This window comes from Mesonia oceanica (genome assembly GCF_902499555.1).
Lineage (GTDB): Bacteria > Bacteroidota > Bacteroidia > Flavobacteriales > Flavobacteriaceae > Mesonia > Mesonia oceanica.
Window position 1 is genome coordinate 201,809 of sequence record NZ_CABVMM010000006.1, and the last position, 15,609, is coordinate 217,417.

At 32.7% G+C, this 15,609-nt stretch carries 13 protein-coding genes; 2 read left to right on the forward strand and 11 right to left on the reverse strand.

Going from position 1 to position 15,609, the window contains the following annotated elements:
• Nucleotides 1-121 precede the first annotated feature (121 nt).
• The gene (locus FVB9532_RS09060) at nt 122-1,018 is read left to right on the forward strand and encodes a T9SS-dependent choice-of-anchor J family protein (RefSeq protein WP_150544887.1); all 897 of its coding nucleotides are present in this window, start codon (nt 122-124) and stop codon (nt 1,016-1,018) included.
• Nucleotides 1,019-1,189: 171 nt separating this feature from the next.
• Nucleotides 1,190-2,263, forward strand: a complete 1,074-nt coding sequence (locus FVB9532_RS09065; protein ID WP_150544888.1) for a T9SS type A sorting domain-containing protein — start codon at nt 1,190-1,192, stop codon at nt 2,261-2,263.
• 710 nt (nt 2,264-2,973) lie between these two features.
• Here the strand turns inward: FVB9532_RS09065 and rlmN are convergent.
• The 11 genes from rlmN to FVB9532_RS09120 all read right to left on the reverse strand — a co-directional run bounded on the left by rlmN (nt 2,974) and on the right by FVB9532_RS09120 (nt 15,502).
• Complete coding sequence (gene rlmN, locus FVB9532_RS09070) at nt 2,974-4,023, reverse strand: dual-specificity RNA methyltransferase RlmN (RefSeq protein ID WP_150544889.1); 1,050 nt, start codon at nt 4,021-4,023, stop codon at nt 2,974-2,976.
• Between the two features lie 264 nt (nt 4,024-4,287).
• A complete protein-coding gene (queA, locus tag FVB9532_RS09075) occupies nt 4,288-5,337 on the reverse strand; it encodes a tRNA preQ1(34) S-adenosylmethionine ribosyltransferase-isomerase QueA (RefSeq protein WP_150544890.1) in 1,050 nt (349 codons plus the stop codon).
• 115 nt (nt 5,338-5,452) lie between these two features.
• Complete coding sequence (locus FVB9532_RS09080; RefSeq protein WP_150544891.1) at nt 5,453-6,679, reverse strand: 3-phosphoshikimate 1-carboxyvinyltransferase; 1,227 nt, start codon at nt 6,677-6,679, stop codon at nt 5,453-5,455.
• On the reverse strand, nt 6,676-6,939 hold the full coding sequence (locus FVB9532_RS09085) for a hypothetical protein (RefSeq protein ID WP_150544892.1): 264 nt from the start codon (nt 6,937-6,939) through the stop codon (nt 6,676-6,678). Before FVB9532_RS09085 ends, FVB9532_RS09080 begins: the two co-directional genes overlap by 4 nt.
• Nucleotides 6,939-7,265: a nucleotide pyrophosphohydrolase gene (locus tag FVB9532_RS09090; protein ID WP_150544893.1), complete on the reverse strand. Its 327-nt coding sequence runs from the start codon at nt 7,263-7,265 to the stop codon at nt 6,939-6,941. The genes FVB9532_RS09085 and FVB9532_RS09090 overlap by 1 nt, the downstream gene beginning before the upstream one ends.
• Nucleotides 7,266-9,227: a DUF3858 domain-containing protein gene (locus FVB9532_RS09095; RefSeq protein WP_150544894.1), complete on the reverse strand. Its 1,962-nt coding sequence runs from the start codon at nt 9,225-9,227 to the stop codon at nt 7,266-7,268.
• Nucleotides 9,228-9,231: 4 nt separating this feature from the next.
• Complete coding sequence (locus tag FVB9532_RS09100) at nt 9,232-11,136, reverse strand: DUF3858 domain-containing protein (protein WP_150544895.1); 1,905 nt, start codon at nt 11,134-11,136, stop codon at nt 9,232-9,234.
• A 51-nt stretch (nt 11,137-11,187) separates the two neighbouring features.
• The gene (dtd, locus tag FVB9532_RS09105; RefSeq protein WP_150544896.1) at nt 11,188-11,640 is read right to left on the reverse strand and encodes a D-aminoacyl-tRNA deacylase; all 453 of its coding nucleotides are present in this window, start codon (nt 11,638-11,640) and stop codon (nt 11,188-11,190) included.
• A 5-nt stretch (nt 11,641-11,645) separates the two neighbouring features.
• Nucleotides 11,646-12,593 carry a ribosome small subunit-dependent GTPase A gene (gene rsgA, locus FVB9532_RS09110; RefSeq protein WP_150544897.1) on the reverse strand — a complete coding sequence of 316 codons (948 nt, stop codon included), beginning with the start codon at nt 12,591-12,593 and terminating at the stop codon, nt 11,646-11,648.
• A gap of 87 nt (nt 12,594-12,680) precedes the next feature.
• Nucleotides 12,681-14,333: a hypothetical protein gene (locus tag FVB9532_RS09115; protein WP_150544898.1), complete on the reverse strand. Its 1,653-nt coding sequence runs from the start codon at nt 14,331-14,333 to the stop codon at nt 12,681-12,683.
• A gap of 86 nt (nt 14,334-14,419) precedes the next feature.
• Complete coding sequence (locus tag FVB9532_RS09120; protein WP_150544899.1) at nt 14,420-15,502, reverse strand: bifunctional 3-deoxy-7-phosphoheptulonate synthase/chorismate mutase type II; 1,083 nt, start codon at nt 15,500-15,502, stop codon at nt 14,420-14,422.
• Nucleotides 15,503-15,609: the final 107 nt, after the last annotated feature.

The window sequence follows — 15,609 nt, forward strand, 5'->3', positions numbered from 1 at the left end:
TTTTTTATAATTAATTTTGTAAAAACTCAAGAACTTAAAATTATTAATCCTAAAAATTTTGATAATTATTTGAAAATAGTTAATTTCATTTAACTAAATATTAATCATTAAATAATAATTTATGAGAAAAATTACATTAAGAATAGTAGCAGCTTTATTTGCTGCTTCTACAATGAATGCACAGCAAACTGTTTGGGAAGACAGTTTTGAAAATTATGATGACTTTGCTATTGAAAACATTGGTGGCTGGACGCAAATTGATAACGATGGTCTTGCTACTTATGGGTCATCAACCTATAGCTTTACAAATTCAGGTTATGTTGGAACAGGAATAATTTTTAATGCCTCTCAAACAGAGCCTTCAAGCACTGAAAGTGTTTGGCAAACTAGAACAGGAAATAAAGGATTATACTTTATGTCGGGTATACCTGATACTGAAACTGGTACTGACACAAATGATGATTATTTTATAACTCCACAAATTGATTTATCAGGAGCAACTGGATCTGAAATATCATTCTGGGCTAAATCATTAACGGATCAATACGGGCTAGAAAAGTTTGAATTATTACTTTCTACGAGCGGTACAGAAGAATCTGACTTTACTGTAGATTTATCAGGAGTAGTTTCTGTTCCTGCAGACGATTATACTCAATACTCTTACGATTTATCAGAATATGATGGACAACAAATATATATAGCCCTTCATTATATAAGTAGTGATATATTTGTTTTACAAACAGATGATTTTAAAGTTACAGCGCAAACCCTTTCAATAAATGATAATCATTTATTGAATTTTAATTATTCTTTTAATTCAAACAATATTTTATATCTAAGTGCACAAGCACCTATGGATAAATTAGAAATTTTTAATCTACTAGGGCAAAAAATAATCAGTAAAAAATTATCTTATTCGAAAGAAAGCATATTATTAGATACATTAAATTCTGGTATATACTTAGCGCAAGTAGAAATTAAAGGTCAAACCAAAACTTTTAAATTCTTTAAAAAATAATAACTTTAAATTATTAACACAAAAAAGCCTAATAAATTAGTTATTAGGCTTTTTTATGTTTTCGATTCGATATTGTCACCAGAAAAACTGTTAAAAGACTTGGTAATACTAGTTTTCTTTTTAAATTTACAGCATCAAAAAAAATTTTAAACCCTTTAATAAACCCTTTTTATGAAAAAAATTACGTTAGGAATTGCGGCTTTATTTGCTGCTTTCACGATGAATGCACAAGACAGCTGTACTGATGCTGTTGAAGTTACTGCTGGTAACACTTATACTGTAGATGCTATCAATGGAGAAGCAGCGACTTCTACTTGTTATACCAATCCAAATACTGGTGATCCAATTATAGCGGAAAATGCTGAATGGTTCGTCTATACCACTGGAAATGAAAATATGATTGTTACAATTAGTTCAGATTTAGAAACCAATTCAGGTGCAGACACAAGATTATCAATTTTCACAGGTACTTGTGATACTGAACTAACTTGCTATGCAGCTAATGATGATGTAAACTATGTTGGTGAAAATGACCCAGCAAATAATTTAACTTCTACAACTGAATTTTTTGCAGAAGCAGGTGTTACTTATTACATTATTTGGGATGATCAATGGGAAGGTACTGGATTTGATTTTGAGGTAACTGAAGAGTTAGCTCCTGAAAGTCCAGGAGTTGCAACTACTCCAACACCAGCTGATAATGCAGTGAATGTAGAGGTAATTGAAACAACTGATTCTCAAAATAATCCAACAACTGGTGTTGAATTTTCTTGGGAAGCACCTAGCACAGGGGCTTCTGGTTATAGAGTTTATTTAGGAAATAGTCCTGATAATCTTAATGTACTTGGAACAACTCAAAATACACAAGTTACTATTACAGGTATGGAGTACTCAACAACATACTACTGGAAAATAGAATCTGTTAACCAATATGAAGGAGTATCAATACTTATACCTGCGACTGGATCTTCTACTTGGTCTTTTACTACAGAAGGTGAAATGAGTGTTGATGATTTTAAAAATGAAAGTCTAACGCACTATGTAAGTAATGGGTTGTTAAACATTAACGCTGAACAGCAACTTAACAAAGTTACGCTATATAGCATCTTAGGTAGTCAAGTTGCTTCACAAGAGGTAAATAACACCAATGCTACTATTGAAATTTCTAACTTACAAGCTGGTGTTTATTTAGCACAAGTTCAAGTGGAAGGAAAAACTAAAACTTTTAAGTTTGTAAAGAAATAAGTTTAGATTTCTATCATAAATTAGAAAGCCGATTCGTTTGAATCGGCTTTTTTTGTTTTCTATCTATTCTATCCGTATAATAAATAAACCATATACCAAATTAAGAAATAAAAATTAGTCTGTTCGAGTGATTTTGTGAAGTGCAACGAAGCAAAATTTTGTATCCAGAACTTGATTTTAATCTAAGTTCGATATAAAAGTTTTTTATGGGCCTGCCTGCCGGCAGGCAGGCATTTAGAATCATTGAGTGAATAAGTGAATTTTCAAGGAAAATTTGTATTGAAATGCTACCAAAATGGAAACTTCTATACAGAATTTTTTGCAAAGATTTCACTCAGTCTCCGAAATTTCCTTAGATCGAACTCAGTTTTTTTTGCTTTAATCCCTATTCTCAATACGCAACCTTAACAGATTTTCACTCGAATGGTCGGTTAAAATATGTAAGAAGTACACTAAAGCCGATTCACGTAAAATGAATCGGCTTTTTTGTTTTAATTAGTAAGATTCCGGGTTCAGGCCTAGAAACCTGACTTCGATGTAAGAAAAATCAGTAGTTCTATTGAACGGCGCATTTCTGCAAGGTTTTTTACAATTAAAAAATCATACCTACGAGGTCGAAAAAAGACCTCGCAGGAGTTTTAAATGGTTAATTATCTAAAAACCAAAATTTTAAACTTATTTATATCGAACTCAGGTTAGAATGATGATCTTTAATCATCTTGAGACTTATTGGCTAGCTGTCCACAGGCGGCATCAATATCCCTCCCACGGGATCTTCTTACGGTAGCGGTAATTCCGTTTTTCTCTAACGCATGTTGATAGGCATCGGTCACATGACTCCCAGCCTGTTGGAAATCCCCATCATCGATAGGATTATATTCAATGATATTGACTTTACAAGGAATTACTTTACAAAAATTCACTAATGCTTGAATATCTTTTTGGGTATCATTAATGCCATCCCAAATTAAATATTCGTAGGTCACTCTTTTTTTGGTTTTAGCAAACCAATATTCTAGTGATTCTCTTAAATCCTTCAGCGGAAAAGTCGCATTAAAAGGCATAATTTGCGTACGTACTTCATCGATAGCAGAATGCAAGGAAACTGCTAAATTAAATTTCACTTCATCATCAGCCAGTTTTTTAATCATTTTAGGAACTCCTGAAGTAGAAACTGTAATACGCTTAGGCGACATCCCTAAGCCTTCGGGTGAAGTAATCATCTCTATAGACTTCAATACATTTTTATAGTTCATCAGAGGCTCTCCCATGCCCATAAAAACGATATTAGACAGCGGCATATTATTGTAGAGCCTACTTTCATTATCGATAGCAACTACCTGATCATAAATTTCATCAGGATTTAGGTTACGCATCCGCTTAAGTTTTGCGGTAGCACAAAACTTACAGTCTAAACTGCAACCTACTTGCGAAGAAACGCAAGCTGTAGTTCTAGAAAAAGTAGGTATTAAAACAGACTCTACTGTAAAACCATCGTGTAATTTTACTGCATTTTTTATGGTGCCGTCGTTACTGCGTTGCATTTTGTCAACTTCAATATGATTAATCACAAAGTTTTCATCCAACATTTGACGGGTTTGTTTGGAGATATTGGTCATATCTTCAAAACTATGAGCTCCTTTGCTCCACAACCATTCGTAAACTTGTGTACCCCGAAAGGATTTTTCGCCAACGGAAACAAAAAACTCCCGGAGTTGCTCTTTACTTAATGCGCGTATGTCTTTTTTCTTTTCTTTCACAATGCAAAGGTATAAAACTAAACTGAGTTGAATTCTTTTATTCTAATGATAGATGCGTTAGGGATTGAAGCTTTGTTGGAGCTCTTTTTATTTTGTTACCTTGAGCCTTTCGACTATCGCTCAGGATAAACTTAAGTCGAAAGGTTTCACAAAATAAAAAAGCGACTGCTGAAAGTCCGACCCGTAGGGAAACGCCCAAAAACTTTATTTACAAAAAAGGCTACACAAATTTGCGTAGCCTTGAATTTATTTTAGAAACAATACTTAAATAATAAGCATGGCATCACCATAAGAGTAAAACTTATATTTTTCTTTGATCGCTTCGTCATAAGCACGCTTCATTAAATCGTGACCTGCAAAAGCAGAAACCATCATTAACAAAGTAGATTTTGGCGTATGAAAATTAGTAATCATACAATTAGCTATACTAAAATCGTAAGGAGGGAAAATAAACTTGTTAGTCCACCCTCTAAATTCATTTAAATTGCCATTAGAAGAAACTGAACTTTCCAAAGCTCTCATCACTGTTGTACCCACCGCACATATTCTACGTCTATCAGTGATTGCTTTATTAATAGTTTCGGTAGATTCTAACGCTATTTCAGCTTCTTCACTATCCATTTTATGTTTAGAAAGATCTTCTACTTCTACAGGGTTAAAGGTCCCTAAACCTACATGCAAAGTTACTTCTGCAAAATCCACTCCTTTTATTTCTAAACGTTTCAATAAATGTTTAGAAAAGTGAAGTCCTGCAGTTGGTGCTGCCACAGCTCCTTCTTTTTTAGCGTAAATGGTTTGGTAGCGATCGGCATCTTCCGGCTCTACTTCTCTCTTAATATATTTTGGAAGCGGAGTTTCGCCTAATTCATTTAATTTATTTCTAAATTCTTCGTAAGAACCATCGTAAAGAAAACGCAAGGTTCTCCCTCGAGAGGTAGTGTTATCGATCACTTCGGCCACTAAACTTTCGTCTTCACCAAAATAAAGTTTATTTCCAATTCGTATTTTTCTAGCAGGATCTACCAATACATCCCAAAGACGGGTTTCCGGGTTTAACTCCCGTAACAAGAAAACCTCGATGCGGGCACCGGTTTTTTCTTTATTTCCATAAAGACGTGCAGGAAATACTTTGGTATTGTTTAATACCATCACATCTTCTGCATCGAAATAGTCAATAAGGTCTTTAAATGTTTTATGTTCAATCGTATCTTCTTTGCGGTTAACAACCATTAAACGCGCTTCATCACGATCTTCTGAAGGATATTCGGCTAAAAGCTCTTTTGGCAGTTCGAAATCGAACTGAGATAATTTCATTCCCATACTAAAATTTTTAGAACGGCAAATATACAACCTCAACATAGGGGTTGTCAAGTAAATGAGCAATTATTTAAAAAATTGATTTTTAGGAGTGAAGCTTAGCCCTCACCTACTACACTTTTTCTACTTGAATTTGAAAATTTTCTATCGCTTCCCAAAAATCTGGAAAAGATTTTGAAACCACTCCTGCATCTTCTATTTGAAGGTTGGTTTTTAAGGCTAAAGGGGCAAAAGCCATCGCCATCCGGTGATCGTTATAGGTAGCCACTAATACATTTTCTGTAAGCCTAACACATGGATACAGTTTTAAGCTATCATTAGTAATATCAACATGAGCACCAAATTTAGTAAGTTCATCGTAAAGGGCGACTAACCGATCGGTTTCTTTTATTTTTAAGGTATGTAAACCGATGAGTTCACAACCAATCCCCAAGCCTAAACAGCTAACTACAATCGTTTGTGCTAAATCTGGAGATGAAGTTAAATCGGCGCGATATATTTTTGGTAATTCTACCGAATTATCTTTTTCTAACTGAATGGAATTTTCTAAAAAAGTGGTTTTTACGCCTAAACTTTCATACAATTTCACCAACGATGAATCGCCTTGAAGACTTTCTTTTTTATAACTACTAATTTCAATTTTTGCTGAATCACTTAACGCTACTAAACTATAAAAATAAGAAGCTGAACTCCAATCTGATTCGACTACAAATTTCTTTTGCTGTTGAAGCTGAAAAGGTGCTATTTTGATGATATTTTCTTCCAACGAAGCATTAATCCCTAACTCTTTTAGCAAAGAAAGTGTCATTAAAATATAGGGGGTGGAAGTAATTTTTCCTTGAAGCTGAATTTCCAGTCCTTTTTCTAAAGACGGTGCAATTAGCATGAGGGCAGAAATGTACTGACTACTCACGTTAGCAGCTAAACGCACCTTGTCTTTGATAAGTTTTTTTCCGGTAATTTCTAAGGGAGGATAGCCTTCTTCCTGTTGATATTTAATTTCTGCACCCAAATTTCTCAACGCATCTACTAATAGTTTGATGGGACGTTCTTGCATGCGTTTACTCCCGGTTAAAATGGTGTTTTGACCTTCTTGAACTGAAAAGTAAGCGGTTAAAAAACGCATCGCTGTTCCGGCATGATGAATATCGATTAATCCTTCTTGAGAAGACAAAGCTTTTTGCAATACTTGTGAATCGTCACTATTGGAACTATTTTCAATTTCTATCTGCGGAAATAAAGCCTGTAAAATCAACAAGCGATTGGTTTCACTTTTAGAACCGGTCACCTGCCATTTTCCGGCAATATTTTTTGATTTAGCGGATAATCGAATATTCATTTTTCCTTTTGTTCTCGTTTTAGTTTGCCACGAAATTGTAGAAAAACTACAATAAATCCATAAATAAATCCACTTATAAGATTAGCTACTATAAACCTTACAAGCCCAGTTCCAGCGAACTTTTCTTCTGCAAAAGCATCAAAATTAAAGCCATAGCTAAAACCTATATTAATTAAATTATAAATCACTATAAAAGCTATCGCTAAATAGAATACAGACTTCCAAAAACCTTTTACGGAAATGACTTCTTTAAAACTCATTACTTTAGTTTTTCATTTTGGTGATGCCGGTCATGATCACGCTTGGTTTTTAAATCGAGTTTTTTATCGAACGCATCTTGCAGATCAATTCCGGTTTGATTGGCTAAGCAAAGTACTACAAATATTACGTCTGCTAATTCTTCGCCTAAATCTTTTTGCTTATCGCTTTCTTTTTCACTTTGCTCACCATAACGACGTGCAATTATTCTGGCCACTTCCCCTACTTCTTCGGTGAGTTGTGCCATATTGGTAAGTTCGTTAAAATAGCGTACACCGTGTTCTTTTATCCAATCATCTACGGCTTTTTGAGCGTCTTGAATGTTCATTTACTTTACTTTAGTTAGCACAATTTGTTCGTTGTCTTTTTTAAGTATTTCATTAAAAAATTGTTTTAGAAATAAATAGTTATTAGGCATAATCATACTATCATGCATTTCTAAATCTACTGCTAATCTAATGAACTTTCCGTTATTAGAAATAATATATTGATACAATCCTGAGTTTTCACCAAAGGTTAACTTTATAGATTCAGGAATTGAAGTGACCTCATAATTTTCAGGGATTTTAAAGTTAATAATGTATTTATCTGTAAAGGGATATACAAAATCTACCGGAAATTTACGTTCTTCTAATTTAAATGGATTTTCGTCCTCCATAAAAAACATAAGTGGTTTTAAAAATATTTTATCTCCTACTTTTTCTGTTGCTTTTTCATATTCATAAGAGAATATTTCTGAAACAGCCCCTTCTTCTTCAAGATTTTCAGTTTCATATTCATTTATCAAGATGTTATCTAAAGAAGTTTCTTTATCTCTAAGGTAATCTTCCTCAGATTGCGAAAAATATTTCTTTTTAAATAAATAAGAGTAGTGATTACTTTTTTTGGTTCTTACTTTCCCATTTATTTTTCCATCTTCAGTAATAGTGGCAGTTACAACGTTTATTAATTTACTGGCATCAGGTTTTTTTAGATTGATTAGTTTCCATAATTCATTAGGTGTATCTACCATGACTCCATTCCAATTATAATCCCTAATTGGTAGAACATTGAATTCACTGTATTTATCGGTAGCATCTAAAAAATATTCTTCCCCATCAATGGCAACGCGCCCTATTACATAGTTTAATCGATCTACGGTAGGAAAAAAAGGTTTTAGATTATCTCGTGTACTTATTACAACTGGACTGGCATCAAAACCAGCGTAGCGTAACATTGCCACTAAGGAAAGATTAATGTCTGCTGAATTACCAGATTTTTCTTTATAAGCTTTTCTAATACCTTTATCAAAGTACTTAGACTTTTCATCATTCCATTTTAGATTTTTCTTAGCGTGATTAAATATATCTTTTGCTAATTCTAAAGATTGTTCTTCTTCTGCACTTGCTATTAAAGCGTCTATATCGTCTTCAAAAATATTTGTTCTTTTAATTTCATTCTCATAGTCATTACTAAAAGCTATGGTTCTCGCTACATCCTCCCAACTTTTAGAATAGTGCTTCATAATACCATAACTATTTTTTGTTGACATTAATTCAAATAAAACACCTCCTCTATAATTCTCTATATTATCTACGTACTTTTCATCTTTTAAAGGAGGTACATTTTCTATATCATATTTATAGATATTTGCTTTCATTCCCATTCGCTGATCTATTTTAGTTTCCATTTCAAATTTTGGATATATATATCCTTTGGGAATTCTATTGAAGACAAAACCATCTGGTGTAAATATTTTCGCTGTAATCTTTTTTGCAGGGATATCAAATTGAAAATTAAATTCGTCTATTCTAAAAAAATAGGGAGATCGTTCTTTATAATAAATATCTACTACTGAACCCTTTTTTACTTTGGGCATTGTAAAACTTACTTTTTTATATCTTTTAGAAAGTTCTTTTTCAAAAATCTGACCTTTATCAAGTTTTGTTTCCTCTATTTCACCCGCTACTAAATTATACGTATATGCTTTTATTTTAGAGACGCTTTCACGATCTCCATCTATATATAGATATATTTTTTCGGTGGCATATTTTAAATCTTCTGGACGGTTGTTATAAAATTTTATCCTTTTTCTTATTTCAGTAACCAATACTACAGAATTATAACTTACATCATAATACACTTCTTTATCATAATATAGGATTTCTGCACCGGCGGTACTATCTATAGCACTATAGCTTTTTTGCAATTCAGCTTTAGAGACTTCTCTAAGCTTATAATCTTGACTGTATAAATTGAAACTTAAATAGGTATTTATAAATAAAATAGTGAATAATATTTTTCTCTTCATAGTTTTATTCTTTCGCTATTAATGAAATTTTCTTTTCTTCTGATTTGGCTATATTCTCTCTAAAATCCCGATATTCAGAATATTTTTCTTTTGGATAGGTACCTTCTTTTATCAAAATATCTTTTTTGTAAATAATTTTATGGTCTTTTATTTCTATAGACATTTTATAAGCTCCAAATTCTGTATTTATTTCAACATTATCAGGTTTTGCTTCAACACTATATCCTTTTGGAATTAAAATTTCTATTTCATCTTCATCCCAATAGCCTCTAGCTATTTGAAAAGCCGTTTTTCTATTTCTATAGCGTTTTGGTATGTAAGTAATAGCACTAATTGGATTAATAGGAATGAATAGCCTCTCTCCTGAAGGGGTTCCGAAATTATTCCCCTTCAACTGAAAGGTCTCTGTAAATTGGACTTCTGCTTTATCATTCTTCATTTTATGCTCTTTCACTTGAAGATTATCTATGGAAGACCAATATTCGAAATCCCTTTTCTTAAGATCATCTGGAGAATAATGCTCTAAATATTGTCTATCGTCATATTGAATGCCTTTAGTAATTATTTTTCCTTCAACATTTACTTCACCGGTATTAGCAAATTTTACTAAAGCTTGGGTAAATTGATAATTATCTTCATTTAAATAAGCAGGGGTTTTAATAATTTCTCCGCCCTCGGGTTTTATGACCAAAACTTTCCTGTCGTCTGTAAAATCACCTAAAAAACCAAATGGAATTGTTTGGCTAGTACAATCTATCCATTGATAGCTATCTTGATAGGGAATCGCTAAAATGGCATGATTACCTTGTGCTAAACTTGCAAAATCGTCTTCAAAATCTATTTTTGTTTTTCCAGATTCTACGTGCGTATAATAGGCTTCTACTCCAACTGCTTCTAACAAAGCTTTTGTATAATTAGAAAGTCCTTTACAATCTCCATACTTCATCTCATCAACTTCGCTGGCTACTATGGGTTGATAACCTCCAATACCTACTTGCACACTAATATACCTCGTGTTATTTTGAACATAATCATAAATAATTTTAGCTTTTTCTAAAGGATCTTCTACTCCGTTTGTTAACTGTTTTACTTTCTCAATAGTTGAAGAAGGTAACTCTGTTCGGTCAGCTAGTACCTTATTACTAAACCATTTCCCTAATTCTTGCCAATTAGTTACATTCTGTGCTTTATAACCTGAAAGATTGAAATTTTGAGGCATCACCAATACTTGAGGAACAACTCCACTTAATGGTAAATGAAAATCTTCTCTTGGAATTGGTTTAACATCTGTAATACTGTAAATAACTCCTGAAGGATTTTCTTCTTTCTTCACTTCAAAGTTTTCAAAATTCTTCTCTTTTATCGTTAGCTTTGTTTCATTCTTATCAAAAAGCAATTGATAACTAGAACTTTGAACATACGTATCATAATCTTGTATAAAACTATGGCTAGGTACAAATGCAGTATTATCTGTTTTATATTCTTTAGTAAAGGCTATTGAATAAGGGTAGCCTGTTGGTTTATAATCTAAATACTTGGCTCTGGAATCTGAATACAATGTTGAACCGCTTACAGCACTTCTATCTGTAAAATCTTTTTCTTTTATCTTTTTTATTAAGTCACCACTAGCATTATAAATTAGTACTTCTACATTCTTTAAGCTAATATCATCATCATAATAAGCATAACAAAATGCAAAGTCATCTCCCTTTGAATTTAAAACGGTTATCAAACTATACTGCTTTACAGTCATTGAAGAATTTCCATTTAACTCAATTTCTGTGGTATAATTTCTAATTACAGCATTAGAATTTCTAAACTCACTGGCATCAATAGGTATTATATTTTTTTGAGCATAGATAGCCAGAGTAGATATCCAAAAGATGGACATCAATACTATTTTTTTCATATAAGCATTTTCTTAACGAGACGTTAAAAATATAAATTTTAAAAGAATCTGCTAATATTTTTCTTTAGAATCTATAATAATAGTTACCGGACCATCATTTAAAAGAGATACTTTCATATCGGCACCAAATTCTCCGGTTCCTACTTTTTTGTCTAATTGTTTTTCAAATTCCTTGATAAATGCTTTATATAGCGGAATGGCTACATCGGGTTTTGCAGCTTTAATAAAACTAGGACGATTGCCCTTTTTGGTACTGGCGTGAAGGGTAAACTGACTTATAATTAGTGCTTCTCCATCGATATCTTTTAAGGATAAATTCATCTTATCATCTTCATCGCTAAAAATTCGCATATTGATGATTTTTCGACAAAGCCACTCGATCTCTTCTTGATGGTCTTCATCTTCAATTCCTACCAATAATAAAAGTCCACTTTTTATGGAAGATTTTACATTGTTTTCTATGGTTACGCTTGCTTCACTTACGCGCTGCAATACAACTCTCATACATTTTATTCTTTATAAATATCTACTCGGTAATTTTCGTCTTCCCCTTCAATAATCTGCAAATAAGACTTATATCTGGACATAGCGATTTCCCCTAACTCTAAAGCTTCCTTTACCGCACATTTAGGTTCTTCTAAATGAAGGCAATTATTGAATTTACATTGCTCTTTTAGCTTAAAAAATTCAGGAAAATAATCTCCTAGCTCTTCTTTCTCTATTTCTACAATCCCAAAACCTTTAATACCAGGCGTATCAATAATTTGTGCATCAAACGAAAGATCAAACATTTCAGCAAAAGTGGTCGTATGTTGACCTTGTAAATGTTGTTCTGATATTTCTGAAGTTTTTAAACTTAGCCCAGGCTGCAATTGATTGATTAAAGTGGTTTTTCCTACACCACTATGACCGGAAAACAAAGAGGTTTTTCCTAGCATCATTTCTTTTACCCTTTCTATATTTTTACCTGTTTTTGCTGAAATAGGTATCGCTTCATACCCAATAGCACGATACATTCCCAATAAATACCTGATTTCGTCTTTTTCTTCTTCCGTATAGGTATCTACCTTATTGAAAAGCAACACGGCTTTAATCCCGTATGCTTCAGCAGTGACTAAAAAACGATCGATAAAGGTGGTAAATGTAGGGGGATTATTGAGCGTAACAATTAAAAAAGCGATATCGATATTTGCCGCGATAATATGGGTTTGTTTAGAAAGGTTCACCGATTTTCTAATGATGTAATTCTCTCGTTCTTCAATCTCTTTAATAACGCCTACTACCTCATCTACATTATGGTCTAAATCAAACAGCACACGATCTCCTACTGCTACGGGATTGGTATTTTTAATCCCTTTTATCCTGAACTTACCTTTGATACGGCACTGATAAAACTGTCCGTCTTCCGCTTTAACAGTATACCAGCTTCCAGTTGATTTATAAACGGTTCCTTTCATATTACAAAAATGAACAATCCCTGCCTATTTAGCATAAAAAAAGACTGCTTTTTTAGGCAGTCTTTTTTATTAAAGTTCAAGCTATTATTATTTAATATACATTCTACCCAATTTATCTTTAGATTTTCTTGAAGAATAAATAATATATTCTTTGGGATTTTTGCGTAAAAACACTCCTGGTCTTAATACCAATTGCTTTTTCTGAAAGTCTTCTTGGTCTATTCTTTCAACATCACCATTTTCATTAAAAACAAATGCAGACGGTATAGCTTTATTATAATTCCCCATAGATCTAATTTCCTCTATATCTACTTCTCCAATATTTTTTTTATTATCGTTAAATAATACAGTTAACTTATGATCGCTATAAATAGGTATTGCACTTAAATATTCTGGGCCTTTACCTAAATTAGCAACAGGAATTGTTATACTTCCCCCAACGGCGAATGTACCATTACCATAACCACCCCAAAAACCTACTGATAAAACTGTAAAACTTGCGGTTTGTTGTTTAGGCACCACATTAGACCAGGCAATACTTCCATCTGGATTTAAAGAGGTTACAATAATTTCGTTATGAGTATATATTACCGGATGAACAGCCATCGGGCCAAAACCAGTTTTATCTCCTACAACTACTGTATGATATTCAGAAAGCAAAATAACCCCTCCATCTTCTTTTTCAATAATAGAGTGAGTTCTATATAAGGGTTTAATGTCTTTATCCTTTTTAGCCCTTCGCTCCCCAATTAATTTCACTTTTGTTTCATAATCAAAATCATTAAAGCTTATATTCTCTACTTCATTGTTTTTAGAATTTACAACCACAGAGTAAACTCCTCTAAGATTTTTTAAAGCTTTACCATTTTTTCTGACATTTGAGTAAAAACCGACAATATTTACGCTTCCATTTGCTGTAGAGAAAACTTGCCCATTGATAACTTCTTTATCCTCAAAATTGATGTTAACCACTTCCTTCTGATAATTATTATTTTTCTTAAAGGCATACAATTGAAAATTTTCGATATGCTTCTTTGCCTTTTTGTCTCTATAACTTTCATTAATTGCTAAGAAAATATCTCCATTTAAATTCACATCATAATCAGAAATTTCAAACTCTAATTCCTTTTTATCTTCATAAGGAACTTTCTCTAAATATTCTGTTATAACATTTAATTGCTTATCAAATAATTTTATTTCATATTGTATTTGTTCTTCTTTTTCAAACAAAGTAGCATGCATTACTAAAAGTATATCTTTATCGGGGGAGCTTTTAAAATAAAAGCAACCACGCTCACGCTTTTTTGTTACTTGCGTATTGAAAAGTTTTACTTGTTCATTAGATATATTCCCTTGTTTATCGACAGCATATCCAAATAAATGATAAACATCATCCTTATTATCATACATACTACCAATCACATAAATATTATCTCCAATATTTACAATACTTTCAAACTCTATATCTTTTTTTAAGTGTTCAGGTAGTTCTATATCGGTAGTTTTAAGATGATCCATATTACCGGAAGAAAATGTTTTTATGTAATAATTTTTACCCTTGGTAGCAAGTGTATAAATTATACCATCTAATTCGGCAGCAATTTTTACGATTTTTTCTTTGTCTTCTTCAATTTCTGCTCCGTGAGTAATACTTACATTACCAAGAGTAGCGTTTTGAGCTTGAGTTTTAAATAATCCTATTATCATAAATAACAGGAAAATAGGTAATTTTTTTGTCATTAGATATAAAGTTAAAAATGAAAAAATCAGATAGTATTATCTGATTTTAACAAACCTATAACATTTATAAATACAATCAAAAAAAATTATTCATTTAAGATTTTTTCTTGATGATTAATAGATTCTTGGTGAATTGCTTTAAATATTTTTAAGATAAACTCTTCACTTAAATTATGCTCTTTCCCATCTAAAATCATTTTTCCCAAAATCTCATTCCATCGTGTTGATTGTAAAATTGCCACGTTTTTTTCTTTTTTCACTTCGCCAATATCATCAGCAACTTTCATTCGTTTTCCTAAAATGTCTAACAACTGATTATCGATTACATCAATTTTGGCACGAAGTGAAGCCAACTTTTCCTGAAAATCCTGACTCTGTGAAACTTCTTTTCTAATCTTTAAATCTCGTGTCATTTGGTCTAATGCCTTTGGCGTTATTTGCTGTTGGGCATCACTCCACGCATGGTCGGGATCATAATGCGTTTCTACCATAATTCCGTCGTAATTTAAATCCAATGCCGTCTGACATAAATCGGTAATAATATCTCTTCTACCAGCGATATGTGATGGATCTAAAATTAAGGGCAAGTCTGGAAACTTCGTTTGTAAATCAATCGCAATTTGCCATTCCGGATTGTTACGGTATTTTGATTTTTCGTAAGTAGAAAAGCCTCTGTGAATTACTCCCAAGTTTTTCACATCCTGCTTGTAAAAACGCTCTACCGCACCTAACCAAAGGGATAAATCTGGATTCACTGGATTTTTGATTAATACCGTTTTATCGGTTCCCTTTAACGCTTCTGCTATCTCCTGAATATTAAATGGAGACACCGTAGTTCTTGCGCCTATCCATAAAATATCAACATCATGCTTCAAAGCTAAATCTACATGAATTGGATTAGCCACTTCTGTCGTGGTTAACAATCCAGTTTCTTCTTTGGCTTTTTGCAACCACTTTAACCCTAAAGCTCCAACGCCCTCAAAATTTCCGGGTCGCGTTCTTGGTTTCCAGATACCCGCACGCAATACGCTCGTGTCTGTTTCTTTTAACTGATGTGCAATTTTTAATACTTGCTCTTCCGTTTCAGCGCTACAAGGCCCTGCAATCACTAATGGGTGATCTAAATTAAACTGATCTAACCAAGTTCTTAATTCTTTTTTATTTTCCATAGGTGTTTGTTTTCTGTGTTTTACCCCTCTGCCTTCGGCATCTCCCCTTTTGAAGGAGAGAAACTTTTTGTAATTAAGACAGCGTTTTTTCTATTTGTTCTAATTTA

Coding starts and splice junctions, on each gene's coding strand:
- FVB9532_RS09060 (WP_150544887.1), top strand. CDS start 122: ATGAGAAAAATTACATTAAGAATAGTAGCAGCTTTATTTGCTGCTTCT.
- FVB9532_RS09065 (WP_150544888.1), top strand. CDS start 1,190: ATGAAAAAAATTACGTTAGGAATTGCGGCTTTATTTGCTGCTTTCACG.
- queA (WP_150544890.1), bottom strand. CDS start 5,337: ATGAAATTATCTCAGTTCGATTTCGAACTGCCAAAAGAGCTTTTAGCC.
- FVB9532_RS09080 (WP_150544891.1), bottom strand. CDS start 6,679: ATGAATATTCGATTATCCGCTAAATCAAAAAATATTGCCGGAAAATGG.
- FVB9532_RS09085 (WP_150544892.1), bottom strand. CDS start 6,939: ATGAGTTTTAAAGAAGTCATTTCCGTAAAAGGTTTTTGGAAGTCTGTA.
- FVB9532_RS09090 (WP_150544893.1), bottom strand. CDS start 7,265: ATGAACATTCAAGACGCTCAAAAAGCCGTAGATGATTGGATAAAAGAA.
- FVB9532_RS09095 (WP_150544894.1), bottom strand. CDS start 9,227: ATGAAGAGAAAAATATTATTCACTATTTTATTTATAAATACCTATTTA.
- FVB9532_RS09100 (WP_150544895.1), bottom strand. CDS start 11,136: ATGAAAAAAATAGTATTGATGTCCATCTTTTGGATATCTACTCTGGCT.
- dtd (WP_150544896.1), bottom strand. CDS start 11,640: ATGAGAGTTGTATTGCAGCGCGTAAGTGAAGCAAGCGTAACCATAGAA.
- rsgA (WP_150544897.1), bottom strand. CDS start 12,593: ATGAAAGGAACCGTTTATAAATCAACTGGAAGCTGGTATACTGTTAAA.
- FVB9532_RS09115 (WP_150544898.1), bottom strand. CDS start 14,333: ATGACAAAAAAATTACCTATTTTCCTGTTATTTATGATAATAGGATTA.
- FVB9532_RS09120 (WP_150544899.1), bottom strand. CDS start 15,502: ATGGAAAATAAAAAAGAATTAAGAACTTGGTTAGATCAGTTTAATTTA.